This window comes from Litoribacterium kuwaitense, assembly GCF_011058155.1.
GTDB classification, from domain to species: domain Bacteria; phylum Bacillota; class Bacilli; order Bacillales; family DSM-28697; genus Litoribacterium; species Litoribacterium kuwaitense.
This window is the reverse complement of the sequence record NZ_JAALFC010000007.1, coordinates 1-23,566: the sequence shown is the minus strand read 5'-3', so window position 1 is coordinate 23,566 and position 23,566 is coordinate 1. Positions and strand designations below refer to the sequence as shown.

The window sequence follows — 23,566 nt, the reverse complement described above, 5'->3', positions numbered from 1 at the left end:
TTTCATGAAGTACTCAACGAGAGGTTTCATTTTTGTCATGGCATTACTTCTCACTGTCATTTTGAGTAGCTGTAATTCCGAGAGTCAAGAAGCTGGGTCGTCCGCACCAATGAACCTTGAGATTATCAGATCAGGAAATAATTTGCCGATGGCAGAAGATGATGTCATTAAACAAGCACTTGATAAGGCTCTAGGTGTCGATATTAGTTTTTCTGTCGTCTCGAGTGAATACGAAAACCAATTAAATGTCCGTATGGCTGCTGGCGATTATCCAGACTTATTCGGAGTGACCCGGACGTCTCTTGTCGAATTTGCTAATAAAGGGTTACTTCTCGACTTAACAGACTATATGGATCAATTGCAGCCAGTTGAACAGTTTATTGGCGAAGAAAATGTCAAAAAAGCAATGGTCGATGGAAAAATTTACGGGATTACAGTTCCTCCGAACATTCCGTATCACAGCTATTGGATTAGAAAAGATTGGTTAGATAACTTAGGTTTACAAGCGCCAACAACGTTGGATGAGTTTATTGAAGTGGCGGATGCTTTTACAAATCAAGACCCTGATGGAAATGGTAAGAATGATACGTTTGCGATTACTGGCGCTGTAATGAACGCTTTCCAACCTATTTTTGGGGCTTTTGGTGTTGGTATGCCTGGTAGTTTTTATATTAAGGATGATAAGTTAATCAATGCCTACCACGATCCGGCAATGAAAGATGCGCTTAGTTATATTAATACTTTAATTGATGCTGGCTTTGTTGATCCGGAGCTTGTAACAAATACGGGGCTTCAGTATCAAGAAAAAGCGTTTCAAGGTAAATTTGGCATCGTGTATATCGATTGGCCGAATATGTCTAAGGAGGAATTTGTAAAACAATATAAGACGGTAAATCCAGATGCAGAATGGATTCAAATGGCAGGTCCTGAGGGGCCAGGGGGCCAATTCGATGGCACATTGGACATTGGTACGACGAGTGGTTTATTCGCGATACCAAAAGCTTTGGAAGAAGAACCAGAAAAGTTAAATGAAATTTTTGAATTATTAAATTATGTAGCGGGTGAAGAAGGATCTAACCTCGTGCAATATGGGATTGAAGGTGAACATTTTAATATCGAAGATGGGCAGGTTGTACCAACAGAATTATTAAACGAAGAAGGAAGCTATTTTTGGCTTTATCAATTTGCAGGCCGCCCTGAAAAAGAGTATTTAAAAACAAAGTTTGCAGCGCAAACAGAGTATATCGAATTTGCCGATAAAAGACCGCGCATTGAGGCATTAGATGGATTTGTCGATATTCCGCAAGGGTACAATCCAGCCGATGCGGAGCGTTTCGCAGAAGAGGAAATCATCAAATTTGTGTACGGAAAGCGTCCACTGGATGAATATGAGGATTTCATTGAGACGTTGGAAACAACAATGAACTACCGGCTATACATTGAGGCGGCGCATGAGCAATTAGCGGAGCTAGGATTTATTGATGAAAGGGGAAACCACGATAGGAGGGCTATGGATGGATAAACATAGAATTAGGGAATGGATGAAGGCGTTTGATGATCAAGGATATTTAATTTTACGGAATGTGCTAACTGAAGATGAAGTAGCCAAACTGAACACTGCCATTGATGAAATCATTGCCGAAGAGCCTCAATCATTAAGCTACAACATATACAACAGTGTGGAAAGACACCCTGACATTCTTCGATTAATCGATGAACCGACGATTCTTCCTTTAATCGTCAATTTACTCGGTTATAACATCCAGCTTCATATTTCACATTTAACCATTCGTGAGCCAAACCCAAACGAGATCAAGACAGAGACAAATAGCTTTATCAACTGGCACCAAGACGGACCAAATCTTCCGTTCCCAAAAATAAACGGACTGACCTCAACGTATTACATTAAAACGTGTTATATATTGAGCGATATGTCACAACCAGATCGGGGAAATACGAAAGTGATTCCTGGAAGTCACAAGCGTCCAGACAATCCCAATCAACTAGACGTTCGTTACAAAAATGAAGATGAAGTACAGGTTTGTGGAAAACCAGGGGATGTCTTTATCTTTCCGCAGAACTTGTGGCATGCTGGTTCACCAAATAAATCAGAATTTACTAGGCGACAGCTTTTCTTAGGATATAGCCCGTTATGGATGCGGCCGATTGATTACCACCAAGCGAGCGAAAGGCTACTTAAAGACGCGAACCCTAATCAAAAACAACTATTAGGCGACATTAGTACAAATAAATTTCATTATTACGTACCGCAGGAATCAATGGTTCCTTTGAAAGCTTTTTATTATAAAGATGCAGTTAAAAGTGTGTATGATCACTAATTTGTTTTAAAAAAAGCCCCCAGTTGATTGCGGGGCTTATGTTGCTCGCAATGTTCACGTGAAAAGTTGAGACACCTCAAAGGAGAGATATTTTTTGAAATATGAAGTTGTGAAAAAAGATGTAACAGTCGTTGGTGGCGGATTAGCCGGGGTGTGTGCCGCTGTGGCTGCCGCAAGAGAAGGGCGAAAGGTAGCTCTTATTCAAAATCGTCCTGTATTGGGTGGAAATTCAAGCAGTGAAGTCCGTGTGTGGGTCGTTGGTGCGACAAAGCATGGGGTGAATCGATATTCAAGAGAGACTGGCATTATGGGTGAAATGTTTGTCGAAAATCAGTATCGTAATCCTGAAGGAAATCCGTATTTTTGGGACTTGATCGTTTTGGAAACAGTAAAGGCGGAGCCGAACATAGCGCTTTTTTTAAATACGGATGTTAGACACGTTGAGGCAGATGGAGGGGAACATAGCCGGACGATTCACTCGGTGACGGGGTGGATGATGGGTTCTGAACGACAAATCCGTTTTGAAAGCCCTGTCTTTCTAGATTGTACCGGTGATGGGCTCATTGGCTTTTTAGCTAGAGCAAATTATCGTATAGGACGAGAAGCGCAAGCAGAATTTCAGGAAAGTTGGGCTCCCGAAATATCTGATGATATTACGCTAGGGAGCACGATTTTGTTTTACACAAAAGATGAAGGTCACCCTGTTAAATTTGTTCCACCTAGCTTCGCTAAAGATATTACGAAGACATCCATTCCGGAGAAAAGGATTATTCGAAGTGGTGACTCTGGTTGTTTCTATTGGTGGATTGAATGGGGCGGCGAATTAGATACGGTACACGAAAATGAACGAATTAGAGACGAACTTTGGTCTGTTATTTATGGTATCTGGAATTATATTAAAAACGCAGGTAAATTTGATTCGGAGAATATGACATTGGAATGGGTCGGTGCGATTCCTGGAAAAAGAGAGTATCGCAGGTTCGAAGGTGACTATATGTTAAACCAGAATGACATTGTCGAGCAGGTTCCTTTCAAGGACAGGGTTGCTTTTGGCGGATGGTCCATCGATTTGCATCCGCCTGGGGGGATGTATGCGACTGAAAGTGGATCAAAGCATCTACTGGCAGACGGAAACTATCATATTCCGTTTCGATCACTCTATTCAAAGAACGTCAAAAACCTTCTGTTTGCCGGTCGAAATATAGGTGCCTCGCACGTCGCCTTTGGGTCTACGAGGGTCATGGCAACTTGTGCGGTCATCGGTGAAGCCGCCGGAACCGCAGCAGCGCTTTGTGTGAAAAATAATAGAGCACCAAGAGATTTATATGAACATGATTTACATGAATTGCAGCAAACACTGTTGAAAATGATGCTTCGATCCTCGGTATTGTGAATGATGACCTGGATGATCTCGCCAGAAAAGCAACAGTCAAAGCATCGAGTGTTAACAATGAGATTAAGATTGATCGTGCGGTTGAAAGACATCAGCTTAAGACGAGTGTGGCTTTTTTATTCCCTGTTGACATAGAAATGAACAGCCTCAGCCTATATGTAGATGCTGCCTGCGATACGTACTTACAGGTGGAAATATGGGATACGGGAAAACCGCAGAATTATATACCTCATCAGCTGATTGATAAAACGGAAATACACGTTCAAAAGGGAGCTAAGCAATGGATCAACACCAAACTTTCCTGGTCACCAGACAAACCGCAAAATGCTTTCGTCATTGTAAGAGCAAATGAAGCCATTTCTTTATATGTAGCTGATGAACCACTCACAGGTGTTTTAGCTTTTGAAGATAAAGGACATTCTACGAAAAATGGTTTGTCTGATCCAACGGTAAGCCCTGTATTCCAGTGGTCAATGAGACCGTTTGTCCGAAAGCCCTTCTGCTTTCAAGTCCATGGTGAGAGTCATGCTTATAAAGCTCACAAAGTCATTGATGGCATCTCACGTCCATATGGCGGACCTCATATGTGGATGTCAAAGCGAATAAAGGACGACTTGGAATGGCTACAGCTTTCGTGGGAAGAAGGGGTTACGGTCGGAGAAATCCATCTGACGTTTAATGACGATGTGAATGAAGATTTGGTCAACTTACATCACCACCGAACGTCCTTTGATGTCATACCAGAGCTGGTCAAAGATTATCGTATCCAAGTTTTTGTGACAGGTGAGTGGAAAACGTTAGTTACCATTAAAAATAACCGTAAGCGAAAAAGGGTACACAAAATCAATGAACATGTCTCGTGTGATCAGCTACGGGTCGTTGTTGACAGCACAAATGGAGGGGCGCGAGCAGAAGTGATAGAAGTCAGAGTGTACGCATAAAAAAGTATGTTTAAAAAATCGAGATGAAAAGAATGTACTAGCAGTGTCGTTACTCTGAAGCTTTACAGAGTAACGACATCATTATTTGAAAAAAGGAAATAACAAAAAAAGTTTTGTGTACAGTCAATCATAGGACTTTAGAAAACTTGTATGGTAAGCTAGAAACTAATCAGGAAACGTTCGAACGAAACGATTTGCCTCATTCTGCAGTGAATCGATTTTTTGGATAAAACGCTGAAAGCCATGGCGCTCTAAGGACACAAGCTAGATTAGAATGATTGTAAAGACACGACTGAAGGTTCACTGCAAAATGAAAAAGATTGTTTCAACGCCCATCTCCGCTAAACCCTACAGCGAGAAGGGCTTTCGTCGGGGGGATATGGAGGGTTTTATCTGAACGTAGTGGGTTATAAAGGCAAAAACCGAAGCACCGCAACGGAAGTCTTGGAAGCGTTTTATCTGAACGTAGTGGGTTATAAAGCGTAATACGGTTTATTCGTATCGTCTATTGCGTATCCGTGTTTTATCTGAACGTAGTGGGTTATAAAGAATAGAGTCGTATTTTTAGCCAACAACCCGCTATCCGAGTTTTATCTGAACGTAGTGGGTTATAAAGTTAAATTGACGTGATCGAAATATTCGTGCGCGTCTGCCGTTTTATCTGAACGTAGTGGGTTATAAAGATGAGGCGTACTGGTTGACGGCTAACGCGTTTGCTAGGTTTTATCTGAACGTAGTGGGTTATAAAGTCAAACAAAAAGCGTAAAAAATGTAAGACTCGAAAGCGTTTTATCTGAACGTAGTGGGTTATAAAGATAATATCAAGTTCTTCATTTTGCGTGTTTTCCGTTGTTTTATCTGAACGTAGTGGGTTATAAAGTTTTTATACATAAGCTCGTACACTTGGTTAAATGGGTTTTATCTGAACGTAGTGGGTTATAAAGCCCCGACACCATTAAGCCGTTACAATTGATGTATCCGTTTTATCTGAACGTAGTGGGTTATAAAGTTGAACGCTTTTTGCGCGGTGTCTTTGATCGACTCACCCGTTTTATCTGAACGTAGTGGGTTATAAAGTTGGTATACCTAAACCACATGGATAGGAGGGTAGAAGTTTTATCTGAACGTAGTGGGTTATAAAGCTGATGCGTCACTTATGGCAGGTGGTATGTCTCCAACTGGTTTTATCTGAACGTAGTGGGTTATAAAGGACCCGCGGACTTTAGTGCAAGAAGTCGACAGCTTCGGTTTTATCTGAACGTAGTGGGATAAAGCATTTCATCTACAATTTCTGACGGTCAACATCGTTTCATCTGAACATCGTGGAGGAGTACATGCATGAAGAAGCGTCGTCTCTCGGCTTTTCTTAACGCATTTACGTATCGTCCAAGTTTTAACAGCGTCCTCCTTAGGCTCCTTAGGGGTTTTTTTATGCGTGGTGTGGTTTTACACTACTGATGGGGGAATTTACGCTTTTTTACAAACATGATATTGACAATCATTCTCACTATGATAGAATGATAAACATTATCAACGGTTCGTAATTGAGGTGCCTTTATGCGTACGAGGTATTTGCTGATCGCTTTAGTGGTGTTGTCTGTTGTGTCGCTTTTTGTCGGGGTGAGTTCAATATCGCCGACTGAGCTGTTTTCGATGTCGGACCAGCAGGCGGAAATTTTTTGGTCGATTCGGGTGCCGCGTTTGCTCAGTATTTTACTGGCGGGGGCGGGCGTGAGTATTTGCGGTTTGATTATGCAGCAGCTGAGCCGTAATAAGTTTGTGTCGCCGACGACGGCAGGGACGATGGATTTTGCGAGGTTAGGTATACTCGTTTCATTGCTTTTGTTTACGACGGCAAGCCCTCTCGTGAAGATGGGGATTGCATTTTTGTTTGCGCTCGGTGGGACGTTGCTTTTTATGAAGCTGCTAGACCGCATTCAATATAAAGACGCGATTTTTATTCCGCTGATTGGTTTAATGTTTGGGAACATTGTGTCCGCGATCAGCACGTTTTTTGCGTATAAATACGATTTAATTCAAAATTTATCTGCGATGCTGCAAGGGAATTTTTCTCTCATTATGTCTGGCCGCTACGAGTTGCTGTTTATTAGCATTCCTTGTCTGCTGGCGGCGTGGTGGTTTGCGGATCGGTTTACATTGGCTGGTATGGGAGAGGATTTTGCGACGAACCTCGGACTGAAGTATAGGCAGGTGCTTTTTCTCGGTTTGACCCTCGTTGCCCTCGTCATCTCGACAGTCATTTTGACGATCGGGACAATTCCGTTTCTTGGTTTGATCATTCCGAACATTGTTTCCATTTATTCCGGAGATCACTTGCGCAAGAGCTTGTGGCAGACGGCGATTCTTGGAGCGGCGTTCGTGCTGCTTTCTGATATTGTCAGCCGTGTCATCATTTTTCCTTATGAAATATCGATTAGTTTAACGGTTGGTGTCATCGGCAGTGTGATTTTTATTATTTTGTTGTTAAGGAGACGTGCATATGGACTCGCGTCTTAAGCTGTTATTGTTGTTTGTTGTCATGGCGGGCGCGGCTCTTCTGTTTTTGTTTTATGATGCTGGGTCAGATTGGGGTTACGTGCTGCCACGTCGTGGTGAGAAGATTTGGGCGATGCTGCTCGTTGGGGCGGGGATCGCTTTATCGACAGTATTGTTTCAGACCATTACGAATAACCGAATTTTAACGCCAAGCATTATCGGTTTTGATTCGCTTTATATGTTTTTACAGACGGCGTTTGTCTTTGTTCTTGGTCAGCGCGTGCTATCAGAAGTGAGCGAAGAGCTTAATTTTCTGTTGTCCGTCCTGTTGATGGTCGGCTTTGCGCTCTTATTGTTTCTCTTTTTACTAAGATACAACGATAGTAACGTCTATCTGCTTTTATTGCTTGGAATGATCGTCGGGACTTTGTTTACAAGTATGACGACGTTTATGGAAGTGCTCATTGACCCAAATGATTTTACAATTGTGCAGTCGCGTATGTTTGCGAGTTTTAATTCGGTTGATTCAGGGTTGCTCGTGTTAAGCACTGTGTTGATGGGGCTGATTATCCTTTACTATAGCGTGTCACTTGCTAAATATATGGACGTGATTTCGCTCGGCAAAGCGCACGCGGTCAACCTTGGTGTCAATTACAACGGAGTGGTGCGGCAAGTACTGATTGTTGTAGCATTGCTCGTATCTATAGCGACGGCACTCGTCGGGCCAATTACTTTTCTTGGGCTTCTCGTAGCTAACGTTACATATCAATTAATGAAGACGTATAAGCACAGGTATGTTGTACCAGCGTCAATGCTGTTGAGTATGGGGACGTTGTTGGGTGGTCAGTTTATCGTCGAGCAGCTGTTTTCGTTTGCGACGCCTTTGGCGGTCATTATCAATTTAGTTGGCGGCATTTATTTTTTCTATTTATTGCTAAAGGAGAATCGGGCATGGTCGAAGTAGAACAGGTTACTAAATCCTATGGCTCGTCGCCTGTCGTTTCGGATGTGACGTTTCGGGTTGAAAAAGGGACGTTGACTTCTTTAATTGGTCCGAATGGTGCAGGGAAAAGTACGCTTTTGTCAATGATGACGCGTTTAAGTCCGATCGATCAAGGTCATGTCTTTATTGACGGAAAGGATGTGAGCCGCTGGAAGAGTCAGGAGCTGGCGAAAAAGGTCTCTATTTTAAAACAGACGAATCACATTAATCTTCGTTTAACCGTTCGTGAGCTTGTGGCGTTTGGTCGTTTCCCCTATTCTCAAGGGCGTTTGACGAAAGCGGATGAGGAAACGATTGATGAAGCGTTACAGTACGTGGAACTGGAAGAGATGCAAACGAAATATGTCGATGAATTGAGTGGCGGTCAGAGACAGCGTGCTTTCATCGCGATGGTGATTGCGCAAAATACAGATTACATCTTTTTGGATGAGCCTTTAAATAACTTAGATATGAAGTATTCCGTCCAGACGATGAAGCTGTTAACTCGTCTCGTACGGGAGCTTGGTAAGACGGTGATTCTTGTCATTCACGACATTAACTTTGCATCGTCGTATTCGGATACGATTGTTGCGATGAAGGATGGAAAGCTGATGGCTGAAGGGCCGACGCGTGAGATGATTCGGAGCGACGTGCTGCATCGTGTGTTTGATATGCACATTCCGGTCCATGAGGTTGAATGTCAGAAGGTATGTTTATATTTTTAATACGAGCTTAGTCTCTTGGAAGGGGGGATGCCGCTGAGGGGGCATTCTGCGATCATTCATTGAGAATGAAAATCATTATACTTAAATAAGGGGTGTATTGTTAATGAAAAAGACGTTGATGGGTTGGATGATGTTGGCGCTAGTGTTCGTGCTGGCGGCATGTGGAACGAGTGAGAGTGGTAACGAAAAAGCAGAAAGTAATGCTGCCGAAGAAGTGAACGTTGAAGCGGATGAATCATCTGAAGCAACAGAAGAAACAGCAGACGAGGAGGAAGCTGCTGCTAGTGACACGGTGACTGTGAAGCATGAGCTGGGTGAGGCCGTTGTTCCTAAGAATCCGGAAAATGTCGTCGTGTTTGATTACGGTGTGTTGGATACATTGCAGCAGTTAGGTGTTGAGCCTGCAGGTTTGCCGAAGGGTAGTACAATTCCGGAGCATTTAAGCAAGTTTGAAGAAGACGCGTATGCGAATGCAGGAACGTTATTTGAACCAGATTTTGAGCTAGTGAATGAATTAAAGCCTGAACTGATCATTATTTCTGGTCGTGCGAGCGAGGCATATGAAGATTTACAAGAGATTGCCCCTACGATTTACCTCGGTGTCGATGCGACAAATTATATGGATTCGTTTAAAGAAAACATGAGAACAATTGGTGAGATTTTTGAAAAGGAAGATGAAGTGGAGAGCGAAATTGCTGACGTCGAAGCGTCTGTTGCTGCACTAAAAGAAAAAGCGGAGGCGTCTGAGGAGAAGGCATTAATTCTCTTAGCGAACGACGGGTCTATCAGTGCGTACGGCTCGCAGTCTCGCTTTGGTCTTATTCACGATGAATTCGGCTTTGCTCTGGCTGATGAAAATATTGAAGCAGCGAACCACGGGATGAGCGTCACGTTTGAATACGTACTTGAGAAAAACCCTGAGATTCTGTTTGTCATCGACCGTGGTGCGGTTGTCGGTGGGGAGTCATCTGCAAAAGAAGTCGTTGAAAACGAGATTGTGAAGCAGACGGCTGCTTACGAGAATGGCAACATCGTTTACTTAGACCCTAATTACTGGTACTTGAGCAGTGGTGGCTTAGAAGCGATGAAAGGCATGCTTGAAGAGACGGGTTCTGTTCTCGGAGAATAATTTTATAATAAAAACAAGCTGCGTGAGGATGTTCCTTGCAGCTTGTTTTTTATTCATTAGACATGGCACATCTCCAATCGTTGACAATGCCGGTGTCCTGTTACATATGTCGCTTAGCTTTTGTTAAACATTTCTGGTGTAAAATCGACTTGTTTGTCTTCCTGCTTTTCATAGCCTTTCATATAATCCATGCGACGCTGTGCAGACGTCTTTGATACTTGCTCATCGGCATGGTATGAAGAGCGGACGAGTGGCCCTGCTTCACAGTGACTGAAGCCCTTTTCTAAGGCGATTTCTTTGAGCTCGGCAAATTCATCAGGGTGGTAATAGCGGACGACGTCTAAATGTTTTTTCGTTGGCTGTAAATATTGTCCGATTGTCATGATATCTACATCGTGTGCTAATAAATCATCCATGGCTTGAATGATTTCGTCTTTTTCTTCGCCGAGCCCGACCATAATGCTTGATTTTGTCGGTGTGTTTGGCGCGATTTCTTTGACTCTCTGCAGCAATTGCAAGGAGCGGTCATACATTGCGCGAGCCCGAACCTTTTTGGTTAACCTGCGGACCGTTTCAATATTATGGTTGAAAATATCAGGGTTGCTGTCCATAAGTGTATGAAGGCTTTCGTAATCTCCTTTCATATCAGACGGCAAAATTTCGATCGTACAACCAGGATTTGAGCGGCGGATGGCGCGAACGGTTTCGGCAAAAACCGCTGCACCGCCATCATTTAAATCGTCGCGTGCAACAGCTGTTACGACGACGTGTCTTAATTCCATGATCGCAACCGATTCGGCAACCCGCTCCGGCTCACCCCAATCGAGCTCATTTGGCAGACCGGTTTTGACAGCACAAAAGCGACAGCCGCGCGTACACGTATCACCTAAAATCATAAAAGTCGCCGTTTTCCGCTCACTCCAGCACTCGTGAATATTTGGGCAGCGCGCTTCCTCGCAAACGGTGTTTAGTTTTTTGTCGCGCATTAATTTCTTAAGTCCGCGGTACGATTGGTTTGTATTGATTTTTGTTTTTAACCACTCGGGTTTACGGATGTATTCTTCTTGTTTAGCCATTATTGCACGCTCCTTACGTATTATATAAAGTTCCACTCTAGTGAACCGTATTTTTCTTCTGCCAGCTGATAGACTTCAGCCCATTGCTCGCTCGTTAATTCAAAAGGAACGAGCTCAATATTGACACCTGTTTCAAATCCTTTTTTAAAGGCTGTTTTCATGGCGTCGACTGATACAGACTGACCAAGTTCTTGATGAATGGTCGTTGCTTTTTGGTCGAACGATTTTCTGCTTCTTTCGCGAACGCGCTCGTTTGAAAACTTGAATAGGTCGAACAGCATCGTACGATCAATGGTGCGCGGAATCGAACCGTGTTGAAGGAGAACGCCTTTTTGACGCGTTTGGGCATTTCCAGAGATTTTCTTTCCGTTGGCCATTAATTCGTACAGTGCTGGCTTTTCAAAACAGACGGCTGAGCGGTTTTTATCAAATTTTTTCGTTTCTGCATATTCGACAGACATGCCGAGGTTTTCATAGCCTGCAAAAACGCCCTTGGATAGGATGTAATAAGCTTGTCCGACCGAAGCCGGAATGTAGGGCTTATCTTCTGTAAGGGTAATACTGTATGTAAGCTCATCATCGTGCAAAACGGCGCTTCCACCTGTTAACCTCCGAACGAGTGGAACGCCATACCGATCTAAGGCTTGCTCATCGATCGCCTTATCGACCTTTTGAAAATATCCAATTGACAGGCTCGGCGCAGCCCATTGATAGAAACGCAAAATGGGTGGTATTTTCCCTTCACTATGCCAATGAAGCAGCATTTCGTCCATGGCCATATTGACTTTGGCATCAAGGATTCCGGTGTCGATAAATCCCCACGTATCACGCACAGTATCGTCTCCTCGTTTTAGTGTCTTCCGTTAAAATTCATGACATTACCAATAGTCACATGATAAACAGTCGAACGTTTTAAGTAGTTTGTCTAGATTTTACCATGTTAAATGAATTACTCCAATGAACATTTAGTCAGTAAACAAATGAAACTACTATGATAAAAACATAGAGGAAGGTAACCGGCAGAAATGAGAGGGCGTTCATGCGGTGTTGACAGGCGGTGTCTCCTCTTAATGACCATGTTCATCGGAAAAAGAGTTTTTTTCACCGAGCTTATGGATAAACGTCTCTTCAGACATGACAGCAAAGCCTTCTTTTCGCAGTAAAGCACAGGTCACACCTTCGCCGACCATTTTTGTTCCATTGAAGTTTCCATTATAAATGTAAGAGCTTCCACATGAAGGGCTATTCTCTTTCAATACGACGAACGATGCTTCGTGTTTTCGTGCAAGCTCAAGCATCTGATAGGCACCGGACAAATAGGCAGACGTCACATCTTGACCGTCTGGCGTACGTATGAAAGCTTTTCCTGATAAGACATCTTCCCCGGTTCCTCCGTGAATTTCTGCTGGAGGTCGGGGAGTAGGGAGACCACCAAGCACTTCTGGGCAAGCCATGATCGCTTTTTTCTGGTCGACAAGCTGATGAATGGCTTCTTGCCATTTGTGAGAAGCGTCGTAGCGACAGGCGACACCTGCTAGGCAAGCACTTACTAAAATCATCGAGATCGCTCCTTTCCTATACATAATGTAGCGTATTGGCAAGGTGTAGGTAAATAGAGAAAGAAAGCCCTGACTCTTTATTGATTAAAGAGACAGGGCTTTTAACGTTTTTTGCCAAGAAGTCTCCATCTTCAGCGTGTGAAGGGTGACATCCCAGGTGGAGATGAATTGGCTTTCGGTCAAGTACGTCTTTAGACGCACTAATTGACCGAACGTATGTTATCATAAAATTATGAAGTGTTCTTTGAAGGTTGCATGGAGAAACTAAACAAGCGAAAACCAAGCGAATTCTTCCATGCGTAAAATATCCAAGGTACGAAAGAAACTCCGAATCGTCGGATATCTAGGGCAGGGACTTCCCGAAGTAACGCTCATGGAGACGAAAGGTTGCTTTCGTCGAGGAAGTGAGAAGCTCCCACTTCAAATGAAGCTAAGTGGTGAGTAGTTCACTTACGCTTGAAGCGCTGATTGAATATCGTTTTCCATTTTAGCGGGAGACGTTTGCGGAGCGTAACGATCAATCACCTCACCGTCTTTGCCGACGAGGAATTTCGTAAAGTTCCATTTGATTTGCTTGGACAGCATACCAGACTTTTGGCTTGTTAAATATTGAAACAAAGGATGAGCATTTTTTCCATTGACGTCTACTTTTGAAAACATTTGAAAGGTGACGCCGTAGTTGACTTGGCAAAACTCGTGAATGTCTTCTTCAGTGCCGGGGTCTTGGCTCATAAACTGGTTGCAAGGAAATCCGAGAATGTCTAGACCTTGATCTTTATACTGATCATACAACTCTTGAAGCTCTTTAAATTGTGGCGTGAATCCACATTTACTTGCGGTATTGACGATGACGAGCACGTTGCCTTTGTAATCCGCTAAATTCTTTTCTTCGCCCATGATCGTTTTTGCCTGAAAATCGTGTACATTCATCTCGTATGTCCTCCTAAAAAGTACTTTTAGCAACTATACCCGTTTTTTTCGACGAAATCACTTTACAAGTTTAGCAATGCGAACAACCTTGCTAGAATTAAAGGAATTTTCCGTCGAATGATGAATGTCTAAACAAGACAAATCAATGAGGAGTGAATGTGATGAACGAAATGATGAAAGAGGCTAAAGCACAGTGGCCTGCACATTACGGGAGTCCAGAGTGGCTAGTGCATGATCGATTCGGGCTATTTATCCATTGGGGTTTGTATGCGCTTCCGGCGCGTCATGAATGGGTGATGACGTGGGAGAAAACGCCGCCTGAAGCGTACAAGACGTATATGAAATATTTTAATCCAGACTTGTATGATGCAAAAAAGTGGGCAAAGGCGGCAAAGCAAGCCGGGATGAAGTATGTTGTCGTGACGACGAAGCACCATGAAGGATTCGCGATGTGGGATAGCGCGTTGACCGACTATAAAATTACGAATACACCATTCGGGCGTGATGCGATCGCTGAGCTTGTTGAAGCGCTGCGAGAGCAAGATTTAAAGGTCGGATTCTATCATTCTCTTATTGATTGGCACCATCCAGATTTTCCATTGGACGGTATTCACCCATTGCGTGAAGATGAAGAAGCGAAAGCACATCGAAAGTCTGATATCGCAAATTACCGTACATATTTACACGAGCAAGTGAAGGAGCTCCTCACGAATTACGGTAAAATTGATTATCTTTGGTTTGACTTTTCTTACCCTGATAAGGATTGGGGCTGGTCTACTGGCAAGGGGAAGGACGACTGGGGATCAGAGGAGCTCGAACGCCTTGCGTTGCAATTGCAGCCGGATCTCATATTCAATAACCGGATGGATTTAGATCGCGGTGTAGTTACGCCGGAGCAGTATCAGCCGAAAGGTCCTGCGACGCGAGATGGTGTGCCGGTCATTTGGGAGGCTTGCCAAACGTTGACAGGGTCCTGGGGATATGACCGCGACAACCTTGATTTTAAGTCGCCAGAGCTTCTCGTCAAAATGCTGATTGATACTGTTTCAAAAAATGGAAACCTGCTATTAAATGTTGGTCCAAACGGTCGTGGTGAGTTTGAGACGAGAGCGCTGCATAGTTTATCTGAGATTGGTGAATGGATGAGGCTGCATGAGTGCTCGATCGTTGGGACGGGGCGAAGTGAGCTCGCTGTGCCAGAGGATTGCCGCCTGACACAGCGTGGCAGTACGGTGTACGTGCATCTGTTCTCGTGGCCTTTGAAGCATTTGCATATGCCTCATTTGGAGGGAAAAATCGATTACGCTCAGTTTCTTCATGACGCCTCCGAAGTTCGTTTTAAACAGCATGATCCGAGTGAAGCCCATTCCCATACAGATGCCGAAGTGGACCCTGGGAGTGTGACATTTGAGCTGCCAGTGCAAAAGCCTGATGTGCTAGTTCCAGTCATTGAAGTGTTTTTAAAAGAGGATGCGTAAACAGATTAGTGAATATTGCCTTGAAGCACCTTCGTATCGCAGACATCTTTGTTTTGCTGTATGGAAGGTGCTTTGTTTTTTCCTCTGAAGCTTTTAAAAAGGGTTTACAGGTAAATTAGAGAAAGAGACATGATGTAGTTATTTTTAATAAAAGAAAGGGAGCGATAGGATGGAGAGGATTAGCCTGAAGAAAGCGAGATGGGGCATGCTCATCGTCGTCGTTTTGCTTTGCTCGACCTTGTCTGTTGAAGCGAAAGAGCCGCTCCAGACATTACAAGAAAACGGTTGGGTAGACGGTCACGTTCAATCGGATGATAAGCTGACTGTCCAAGACTTTGTGGCTCTGATGAACACAATGGAAGGTGATCTTAGAGGGCAGTCTTTTTCAGCAGTCCATCGCCCTGAAGGTGTTTTGACGAGGGAAGGCGCTGCACTTTTGTTGCAGCAGCACACAGGGTGGCCGGATGCCTATGCTCCATTTACAGATGTCCCCCCAGATGCTGAAGCGGCTGGTGCAATTGGTGCGTTGGCGCAAAAAGGTGTCATGCAAGGCTTATCAAGTCAAATTTTTGGCTATGGACAACCGATGACCTTTGGTGAGGCTGCACAGCTCGTGCTTCGGTATACGGAAACGATCAAATCGAACGAGCTGATGGAAGCATCGGTCGTTGAGCTTCAGCAAATGATGGACGAAGAGCAGCTTACAGCTGCAGAGCTTGTTCATTTTTATCTTGAGCGGATTGAGAAGTACGACAAACAAGGTCCAGCACTGAATGCAATGATTACGGTAAATGACAACGCCTTGGCACGCGCGAAGCAATTAGATGAGGAAAGACATACAAAAGGTGCGCGGGGGCCGCTTCACGGTATTCCGGTTGTCGTAAAGGATAATTTTGACACAGCTGATATGCCGACGACAGCTGGTTGCCTCTGTTTAGAAGACTCCCTTCCCCCCGATGACGCGCATCAAGTCGAGCTTTTAAGGAAAGCAGGAGCCATTATTTTAGGGAAGACGAATCTCCATGAATTTGCGGTCGGATATACGACGAGCGGTTCAATGACTGGACAGACATTAAATCCGTATGCGCTTGACCGGTATCCTGGAGGATCGAGCGGAGGCACAGGCGCGGCAGTGGCGGGCAATTTTGCAGTCGCTGGACTTGGATCTGATACAGGTGGATCGATTCGCATACCCTCGTCGATGAACAGCTTAGTCGGTATTCGTCCGACTGTTGGCCTGTCCAGTCGTGACGGTATCATTCCTTTGGCACTGACGCAGGATGTAGGTGGACCGATGGCGCGCACTGTCGCGGATGCAGCTGCTCTTTTAGAAGTGACAGCCGGTTACGATCCTGAAGACCCCGTGACATCGTGGAGTGAAGAAGAGGTTCCGCGGAGCTACGTGACAGCGCTTGACGAAGACGGGCTACGGGGTGCGCGCATCGGCTTATTAACACAGCTGACCGGTGATGCCGCCGCGCCAGAGGTGAATCAAGTCATCACCGAGGCAGTTTCTGATTTAGAGGCGCTTGGTGCAGAGGTAATCCCTGTTAAGCTGCCTCATTTCGACGAAATCATGTCGTATTCAAGTTTAAGTGGATGGGAATTTAAATTTCAGTTGAATGATTATTTGACATCCCTTGGCGACGACGCTCCATACACATCTCTTGGTGAAATTATTGAGGCAGAGAGCTACGATCCAGCCATTGAAGGCTTACTTAAAGCGAGAAATAGCCGAAAGTCATTAGATGAAAAGGAATATAAAGATATCGTTTTGTATCGAACAAAATTGACGCAGGAAGATTTGTTGACAACGATGGCTGATCAGGAGCTTGATGCGCTTGTGTATCCGACATCTTCTCATCCGCCGGCGAAAATTGGTCAAGAGCAAAGGGTCGGTACGAACGTTCTGTTAAGCTCGTTCTCAGGATTTCCAGCAATTACCGTACCTGCTGGCTTCACAGATGAGGGGCTACCCGTTGGCATTGAATTGCTGGGACGGAAATTTGCTGAACCGACCTTGATACGCTTTGCCTATAGCTACGAGCAAGGGACGATGCATCGTAAAAAACCGGAAATGCTTCCTTGATGAAAGGGGGCAGTCTATAAGCTTTACTAAGCGGGTTTGGATTTTTTCCTGACCTGCTTTTTTCGTCTGCAAAAAACGCAAAAAAGCGCTCCTATTATTGTGGTCGGTTCCGGGTGTGCTGCAAATGATCGACCGACCGAAAACGTGTGGTTCAAGAGAGTGTGTAAAGGGAAGAGATCGTTAGAAGTAAAAAGACGCGAAAAAGTATACAAAAGAGTTGACGAAACAAAATTAGATCGTTAAACTATATACAGTATTAATTTATAATTATTATTAATAAACATTGTATATAAATTGAGGAGGCGTTATTGAATGACGAAGCGCATGACTACAAACCAAGGAGCACCAGTTCAAGATAACCAAAACTCAAGAACAGCTGGACGCAGAGGACCAGCGTTGCTTGAGGATTATCAGTTGATTGAGAAGCTGGCGCATTTCGACCGCGAGCGCGTACCTGAGCGTGTGGTGCACGCAAGAGGCGCAGGGGCTCATGGGGTCTTTAAAGTAACAAACAGTATGAAAAAGTATACAAAAGCGGCATTCCTTCAGGAGGTTGGCAAAGAAACACCTGTCTTTGCTCGTTTTTCAACCGTGATTCACGGTCAGCATTCACCGGAAACTTTAAGAGACCCACGCGGTTTTTCTGTAAAGTTTTACACTGAAGAGGGAAACTATGATTTCGTCGGAAACAACCTGCCTGTGTTTTTCATTCGCGATGCCATTAAGTTTCCTGATGTCATTCACTCATTAAAGCCTGATCCACGGACGAATATCCAAGATCCGAACCGTTATTGGGATTTTATGGGACAATCTCCTGAATCGACAAACATGCTCTTGCATCTGTTTACCGATGAGGGAATTCCAGCATCTTATCGTGAAATGAGAGGCTCTAGTGTCCATTCGTTTAAGTGGATTAATGAGGATGGAGATACGGTCTATGTGAAGCTGCGTTGGGTGCCGAAAGCGGGCATTCGTTCGTTAAATACGGAGGAAGCAGCTGAGATTCAAGCACAAGATTTTAACCATGCGAGCCGTGACTTATATGAAGCGATTGAGCGTGGGGATTATCCCGAATGGGAGCTTTATGTGCAAGTGCTTCGTCCTGATCAGCTCGATCAATTCACTTTCGATCCGCTTGATGCGACGAAAGACTGGCTGGAAGAGGATATTCCTTACGAAAAAGTCGGAGAAATGACGTTGAATCGCAATCCGGAGAACGTATTTGCAGAAACAGAATCTGTCGGCTTTAACCCAGGTGTCCTCGTCCCAGGAATGCTGCCTTCAGAAGACAAGCTGCTGCAAGGTCGTTTGTTCTCTTACTCAGATACACAGCGTTACCGGATCGGCACAAATTATTTGCAACTGCCGATTAACTGTCCGTTTGCACAAGTAGCGAATAACCAGCGGGATGGGCATATGCCGTTTAAACAGCAGACCAATCCAATCAACTATGAGCCGAATGGCGACGAAAATAGTCCTAAGGAAACAGGTGAGCTCGAGACGAATCTCAGCCGATCGAAGGGATGGCAGGTCGTCAGGCAATAGAAAAAATCGATGAGTTTGGTCAGGCTGGCCGCATTTGGCGAAGCTATAGCGATGAAGTGAAAGAACAGGTGATTAAAAATATCTCTGGTGACTTCAGTCAAATTAAAGATGAGAAGGTTGTACTTCTCGCCATTTGTAACTTTTATCGGGCTGATGAAGAGCTTGGGAAGAAGCTTGCTGAAAAAGCAGGAGTGGATATCTCAGCATATATTCCATCATAAATGTAAGAAAGGCGGCAAAGTAAAAGCTTTGCCGTTTTTTTGATTTGGGAATCACTTGTAAACTAGCCGATGCAACTATTGAATAGGAGCTGGACGTCCTTAGAGGTATGAACGCAGTTTGAACTTATGATATATTGAACCTATTGTAAGCAAAATGAAAGAAGAGAATGACGGCACTGTAGTTTATCAAAGAGCCGATCATGCTTATGACTTCAGTGGTGTAGGTCGTTTGAGTCGGTTAAGGTTGAGCGATGTTAAGCAACCGACATGTTCGTTTGAGGTTACAAATGAAGCCTTTAAATATAGATTTATTGTGACTTGCTGAAAATGAGCGTCGAGTTTTCGTGTGTGTCCCTCGTCGCTGTGTTTTCTTTTTACCGGCAAGCTTCGTTTCTTTTTGGAAGCACGTAGTCTGCTCGTCGTTTTCTAGTCTACGGATCATTTGAAATGGCTTGCGCTCTTAGGTGCTATTGTCGGCATCGTTTTTTTACATATCGATAGAGGTCAGAGGGGGAAAAGGATTGAAAAAGGTTGCGATTATTGGTGCGACGGGTTCAATAGGAACGCAGGCGCTTGATGTCATTCGTCAGCATCCTGAGGAGTTTGAGGTTGTTGGATTAACGGCACAAAGCCGAGTGGAGGAGCTTCGCCAATCAATTGGGGAGTTTCGCCCGAAGAAGGCGGCGATTTACTCGAAAACGCACCGAGACATGTTACAGGGGGATATTCACGATATTTCGATCTCGTATGGGGACGAAGGATTGCTAGAGGTAGCGGTTGATAGCGGAGCTGACATCGTCGTCATGGCTGTCATTGGATCGGCAGGCATTTTACCGACGATTGAAGCGTTAAAAGCAGGAAAAGACGTCGTCATTGCGAATAAAGAAACGCTTGTTGCCGCAGGCGAATTGGTGACGGAGATTGCCAGGACGCACGGCAGTCAGCTCATTCCGGTTGACAGCGAGCATTCAGCCATTTTTCAGGCATTGTCTGGTCAATCGCTTGAAGATGTGGAGCGACTCATCATCACTGCATCTGGCGGGGCATTTCGCCACAACACGAGAGAGGAGATGGCTGCTCTCACAGCTGCCGATGCGTTAAAACATCCGAATTGGGAAATGGGCGCTAAAATTACCATCGACAGTGCAACGCTCATGAATAAAGGCTTTGAGGTGATGGAAGCGCACTGGCTATTTAATGTTCCTTATGAGCGGATTGACGTGCTTGTCCATGAAGAGAGTCTCATTCATTCCGTTGTTGAATATCACGATGGATCCATGATGGCGCAGCTCGGTGCCCCTGATATGCGCGTCGCTATTCAGTATGCCCTGCATCATCCGCGTCGACTCAAAAGTGATTTTAAACGGCTGGATTGGCGTGAGGTTGCGACGATGCACTTTGCAGCCCCTGATATGGAGCGTTTTCCGTGTCTTGCCTATGCTTATGAGGCGGGGAAAGCAGGTGGCACGTTGCCTGCCGCTTTAAACGGGGCGAACGAAGTTGCCAATGCTCGCTTCCGTGAAGGGAAAATCGGGTTTTTAGACATTGAAAAAACCATTGCTCACGTCATGGAAAAGCACACAAATATCACTTCGCCAACGCTGGAAGACATTTTATCTGCCGATCTAGAAGCTGTCCGTACTGCGGAAGTGTTTATTCAGCAGGGACTATGATTCGTCATCCTCAGTAAAAAGTTCGTCAAGCAGTGTCTGCCTTCGAGTAATAAAGGCATGCGTGATGTTTACGTGATCTGTTTCTTCGTATGCAATCGGCGCGACTGGTTCGGCATCAAAATTGTATATGACCGCATCAGGATAGCCTAGCAGAATCGGTGAATGAGTCGCGATAATAAATTGTGAGCCTTCCTCCGTTAAGTCTTTCATAATTCTCAGCAGGGCAAGCTGTCGTTGTGGCGAAAGGGCGGCTTCTGGCTCGTCAAGCAAAAACAGCGATTTGCCGCTAAACTTTTCGGTGAACATGCGCATAAAGCTTTCTCCGTGCGATTGAGATAAAAGTGAGCGGTTGCCGTATTGCATAGCTAAAAGGTCAGGGTCTTGGTCAATATAACTGGCAAAGTGATAAAAACTCTCTGCGCGCAAGAAGAAGCCACGTGTATGCTTTGGTAGCCAAGAGAGTCTGATGTAATCTCCGAGACTTGCCTCGGAACGATGCACATCGTACACGTGACCTGCGCCGCCTCCTGCCGTGTTAAATCCGGCTTTATCGGCAATGGCTTCAAGCAAAGTAGACTTTCCTGAGCCGTTTTCACCAACAAAACACGTCACAGGCTGATCTAAATGAAGTTCATCAAGGCGGCGAATTGCTGGAATAGAAAAGGGATAGTCATTTGTGTTGGGAATTTGATCGTGAAGAATATAAAGGCTTTTTAATGACATATTATCACCTGCTTTTCATGATCATCAAAACCGATAGTATGTTCGGTTACCGGTAGTATAGCAGAAATATGTTGAAACTTGAATGAGGTCATTGCCGTTTTTTCTTTTGGAGCGAATGATTACGGAAAGGAGAATGCACCATTGAAGGAAATCAAAGCGAAGCTAGATGATGTAAAAAAGCGAACAGGCGCAGCAAAAGCAATCCTCTGCCTCAAACAAGGCGAACAGCAAGCTCACTTGCTGCAAGGATCTGAACAGGTCGAATTGAGTATGAACTCGAGATGGGCTATGCCAGGCTTAGAAAAACAGTTTGTCGCTTTGGCGATGCTCATGGTAGCTACAGAGGAAGGTGTACCGCTAGATATGCCGGTATACCCTTTTTACATGACATCCCTCAGCCTCAGCTCGGCGGTATTAGCTTTCGTCACCTCGCCACTGGCAAGGCACCGCTCGCGATCGGACCAGAGCGCTGGTGCCCTGAAGATATGATGGCCTGGCTGGTTGAAGCCATGAGCGGTGATACGGTCGACGTTTATCTTAAGGAGCAGTTGTTTACACCATTAGGTTTAGCGCATACAGGATGGGATTCTATGACAGACGACAGAGATGAAGGCCAATGTTTCCGCACGACACCGCAAGACGCTCTTCGCTGGTGTGAATGTTATCTGAGTGGTGATGACGCAGTTTTTTCAGCCGGACTCCGCAAGCATCTGGAAGATTTGCACGCCACTAAAGATGAGCAGGCGTCAGTGCTGGGCTGGACCTCAAAAGGAGCTTATGATGAATTGGTTGACGAAGAAGGGAATATGCTGTTCATTCAACCCGAACCCCGTCTAATCCAGGCGCGCTTTATAGACCAAGGACAAAAAGAAAATGAAACAGAACGTAGGCAATTTGTTGAAGATGTGCTTGCTTTAGTAAAGACGATATAGAGGTCGTTTTTAGGATGTCGTAAAGCTACGACATCCTCGTTGCTACAAGCATAGGCTTTCTGCTAGTGCAATATTTATGTGGATTTTCATCAGGCTAATCGATTTGGACTATGCTAATGCAACGTTACACAGAAGCACTGCACTATAACAAATTTGACATTAGCCAATAAGTTTCGTATGATTATAATTGTTCGTTGTCAATATCCGCATGGCTTTTCCCCATATAATCTTCTTCAGAATACGACTGCACAATCCCCTCCCCATTGTGTATAAACCCTGATAAGGTAAGCGATGATCGGAATAACGAAAGAACCTTTTAAAACTGGAGCAGCTACGGAGTTGCGAGTGATGGAAGAGAGGTAGGGCTTTCATCTGGCAGGTTATTTAAATTTGGCATGTACAGCGGCTGTGTTTTACATGCTATGATTGACACGTATAAAATGAGACGACGGACAAATATTAGAACGCTGAGATCTCTAATTATCTACGAGATGCTCAGCGCTTTTTCTTTGATATAAAGCCTTTCTCGAGTGTAACATCCGAAGGCTGGTATTCTTTCACATGAAAGGAAGCGCTTATATATGTCTGACGAGGTGATGGTTATGAGTAGACGTCGAGGTACTACAAGAGGAGGAAAGAATTCCTCTCAAGCTGAAGGTAGCATAACAAACGAACAAACGACAAAGTGTATATTTAGTATAAAGGTTAGTGGCATCCACCAAAGTATGTGGATGCCATGATTTTTAAATTGGCTTGTTCCACCCGGTAGCTAAACGCTATTTAGGGTGTAACAAAAAAGTTGTTTATTTAGTCTACAATCGGGTAACATGATTTATCTTATTATACTCTCAGAATATTTGCCGATAAGCTGAATATGGTAGACACTTGAATTGAATTACTTATTTATAAAGGCTTTAATTTCTTCTTCTGGCATCGATGAATCGCATTTCACATTTACTATGTCACTATTCGTATAGATTAGACCAGGAACCGTTGGAATGTCATATTCATTTCGGAAGGCTGTAATACCTTCCCAATCAGACTCTTCAGCACTATTGACATAATAGATAAGGGTATCCGTTTCTTCAGCAACTTTTTTAAGTTTTTTAACGAATATTTGACAATAAGGACATACAGCCTTGCCAATATAGATAACGGCTTCGCCTTCTCCAATGACCAATTCCTGAGCTTTAGCAAAATCAATGATAGTAAAACGGGCTACAATTTCTTCATAAGTGAATGAATTTCATAATTCTAAGGTCTTGCCACGCAAGGCTTCCGAGACATAAAAAAGGAAGTACCTCCCCAAATTCTGTATAATGGTAGTCGACGAAA

17 protein-coding genes, 2 pseudogenes and 1 CRISPR repeat array are annotated in these 23,566 nt (G+C 44.3%); of the genes and pseudogenes, 13 read left to right on the top strand and 6 right to left on the bottom strand.

Annotated elements, in window-relative coordinates:
- Positions 1 to 4 precede the first annotated feature (4 nt).
- The 7 genes and pseudogenes from G4V62_RS06370 to G4V62_RS06340 all read left to right on the top strand — a co-directional run bounded on the left by G4V62_RS06370 (position 5) and on the right by G4V62_RS06340 (position 10,005).
- Positions 5 to 1,522 (top strand): extracellular solute-binding protein, encoded by a 1,518-nt coding sequence (locus tag G4V62_RS06370; RefSeq protein ID WP_165200343.1) that lies wholly within the window; start codon positions 5 to 7, stop codon positions 1,520 to 1,522.
- On the top strand, positions 1,515 to 2,339 hold the full coding sequence (locus G4V62_RS06365; RefSeq protein WP_165200341.1) for a phytanoyl-CoA dioxygenase family protein: 825 nt from the start codon (positions 1,515 to 1,517) through the stop codon (positions 2,337 to 2,339). Before G4V62_RS06370 ends, G4V62_RS06365 begins: the two co-directional genes overlap by 8 nt.
- Positions 2,340 to 2,433: 94 nt before the next feature.
- Positions 2,434 to 4,673: pseudogene (locus G4V62_RS06360) on the top strand (FAD-dependent oxidoreductase).
- A 386-nt stretch (positions 4,674 to 5,059) separates the two neighbouring features.
- Positions 5,060 to 5,949: a CRISPR direct-repeat array (repeat unit 29 nt; unit sequence GTTTTATCTGAACGTAGTGGGTTATAAAG).
- Between the two features lie 281 nt (positions 5,950 to 6,230).
- A complete protein-coding gene (locus G4V62_RS06355) occupies positions 6,231 to 7,190 on the top strand; it encodes an ABC transporter permease (RefSeq protein ID WP_165200339.1) in 960 nt (319 codons plus the stop codon).
- On the top strand, positions 7,174 to 8,133 hold the full coding sequence (locus tag G4V62_RS06350) for an iron chelate uptake ABC transporter family permease subunit (RefSeq protein ID WP_165200337.1): 960 nt from the start codon (positions 7,174 to 7,176) through the stop codon (positions 8,131 to 8,133). The genes G4V62_RS06355 and G4V62_RS06350 overlap by 17 nt, the downstream gene beginning before the upstream one ends.
- Complete coding sequence (locus G4V62_RS06345; RefSeq protein ID WP_165200335.1) at positions 8,121 to 8,876, top strand: iron ABC transporter ATP-binding protein; 756 nt, start codon at positions 8,121 to 8,123, stop codon at positions 8,874 to 8,876. Before G4V62_RS06350 ends, G4V62_RS06345 begins: the two co-directional genes overlap by 13 nt.
- Positions 8,877 to 8,979: 103 nt before the next feature.
- Positions 8,980 to 10,005, top strand: coding sequence for a siderophore ABC transporter substrate-binding protein (locus G4V62_RS06340; RefSeq protein ID WP_165200333.1), 1,026 nt, complete (start codon positions 8,980 to 8,982; stop codon positions 10,003 to 10,005).
- Between the two features lie 113 nt (positions 10,006 to 10,118).
- Here G4V62_RS06340 and lipA read toward each other — a convergent pair whose 3' ends face one another.
- The 4 genes from lipA to G4V62_RS06320 form a co-directional block, all read right to left on the bottom strand.
- Positions 10,119 to 11,081: a lipoyl synthase gene (gene lipA, locus G4V62_RS06335; protein WP_165200331.1), complete on the bottom strand. Its 963-nt coding sequence runs from the start codon at positions 11,079 to 11,081 to the stop codon at positions 10,119 to 10,121.
- 20 nt (positions 11,082 to 11,101) lie between these two features.
- Complete coding sequence (lipM, locus tag G4V62_RS06330) at positions 11,102 to 11,914, bottom strand: octanoyltransferase LipM (protein ID WP_165200329.1); 813 nt, start codon at positions 11,912 to 11,914, stop codon at positions 11,102 to 11,104.
- A gap of 234 nt (positions 11,915 to 12,148) precedes the next feature.
- Positions 12,149 to 12,640, bottom strand: coding sequence for a 2-thiouracil desulfurase family protein (locus G4V62_RS06325; protein ID WP_165200327.1), 492 nt, complete (start codon positions 12,638 to 12,640; stop codon positions 12,149 to 12,151).
- A 450-nt stretch (positions 12,641 to 13,090) separates the two neighbouring features.
- Positions 13,091 to 13,570 carry a glutathione peroxidase gene (locus tag G4V62_RS06320; RefSeq protein WP_165200325.1) on the bottom strand — a complete coding sequence of 160 codons (480 nt, stop codon included), beginning with the start codon at positions 13,568 to 13,570 and terminating at the stop codon, positions 13,091 to 13,093.
- Positions 13,571 to 13,731: 161 nt separating this feature from the next.
- On the opposite strand from G4V62_RS06320, the gene G4V62_RS06315 reads away from it, so the two are divergent.
- From G4V62_RS06315 to G4V62_RS06300, 4 genes and pseudogenes are all read left to right on the top strand, one after another.
- The gene (locus tag G4V62_RS06315) at positions 13,732 to 15,048 is read left to right on the top strand and encodes an alpha-L-fucosidase (protein WP_246218290.1); all 1,317 of its coding nucleotides are present in this window, start codon (positions 13,732 to 13,734) and stop codon (positions 15,046 to 15,048) included.
- A gap of 169 nt (positions 15,049 to 15,217) precedes the next feature.
- Complete coding sequence (locus tag G4V62_RS06310) at positions 15,218 to 17,137, top strand: amidase family protein (RefSeq protein ID WP_165200323.1); 1,920 nt, start codon at positions 15,218 to 15,220, stop codon at positions 17,135 to 17,137.
- 312 nt (positions 17,138 to 17,449) lie between these two features.
- Positions 17,450 to 18,903 (top strand): annotated as a pseudogene (locus G4V62_RS06305) (catalase).
- Between the two features lie 521 nt (positions 18,904 to 19,424).
- Positions 19,425 to 20,576, top strand: coding sequence for a 1-deoxy-D-xylulose-5-phosphate reductoisomerase (locus tag G4V62_RS06300; protein ID WP_165200321.1), 1,152 nt, complete (start codon positions 19,425 to 19,427; stop codon positions 20,574 to 20,576).
- Here the strand turns inward: G4V62_RS06300 and G4V62_RS06295 are convergent.
- The gene (locus G4V62_RS06295; RefSeq protein ID WP_165200319.1) at positions 20,571 to 21,299 is read right to left on the bottom strand and encodes an AAA family ATPase; all 729 of its coding nucleotides are present in this window, start codon (positions 21,297 to 21,299) and stop codon (positions 20,571 to 20,573) included. The genes G4V62_RS06300 and G4V62_RS06295 overlap by 6 nt on opposite strands.
- A 78-nt stretch (positions 21,300 to 21,377) precedes the next feature.
- Between G4V62_RS06295 and G4V62_RS06290 the strand changes: the two genes are divergently transcribed.
- Entirely contained in the window at positions 21,378 to 21,788 is a 411-nt protein-coding gene (locus G4V62_RS06290; RefSeq protein ID WP_165200317.1) for a hypothetical protein, read from the top strand.
- Complete coding sequence (locus G4V62_RS06285) at positions 21,785 to 22,231, top strand: hypothetical protein (protein WP_165200315.1); 447 nt, start codon at positions 21,785 to 21,787, stop codon at positions 22,229 to 22,231. Before G4V62_RS06290 ends, G4V62_RS06285 begins: the two co-directional genes overlap by 4 nt.
- 895 nt (positions 22,232 to 23,126) lie before the next feature.
- Here G4V62_RS06285 and G4V62_RS06280 read toward each other — a convergent pair.
- Positions 23,127 to 23,411 (bottom strand): DUF6568 family protein, encoded by a 285-nt coding sequence (locus tag G4V62_RS06280; protein ID WP_246218289.1) that lies wholly within the window; start codon positions 23,409 to 23,411, stop codon positions 23,127 to 23,129.
- Between the last annotated feature and the right edge of the window lie 155 nt (positions 23,412 to 23,566).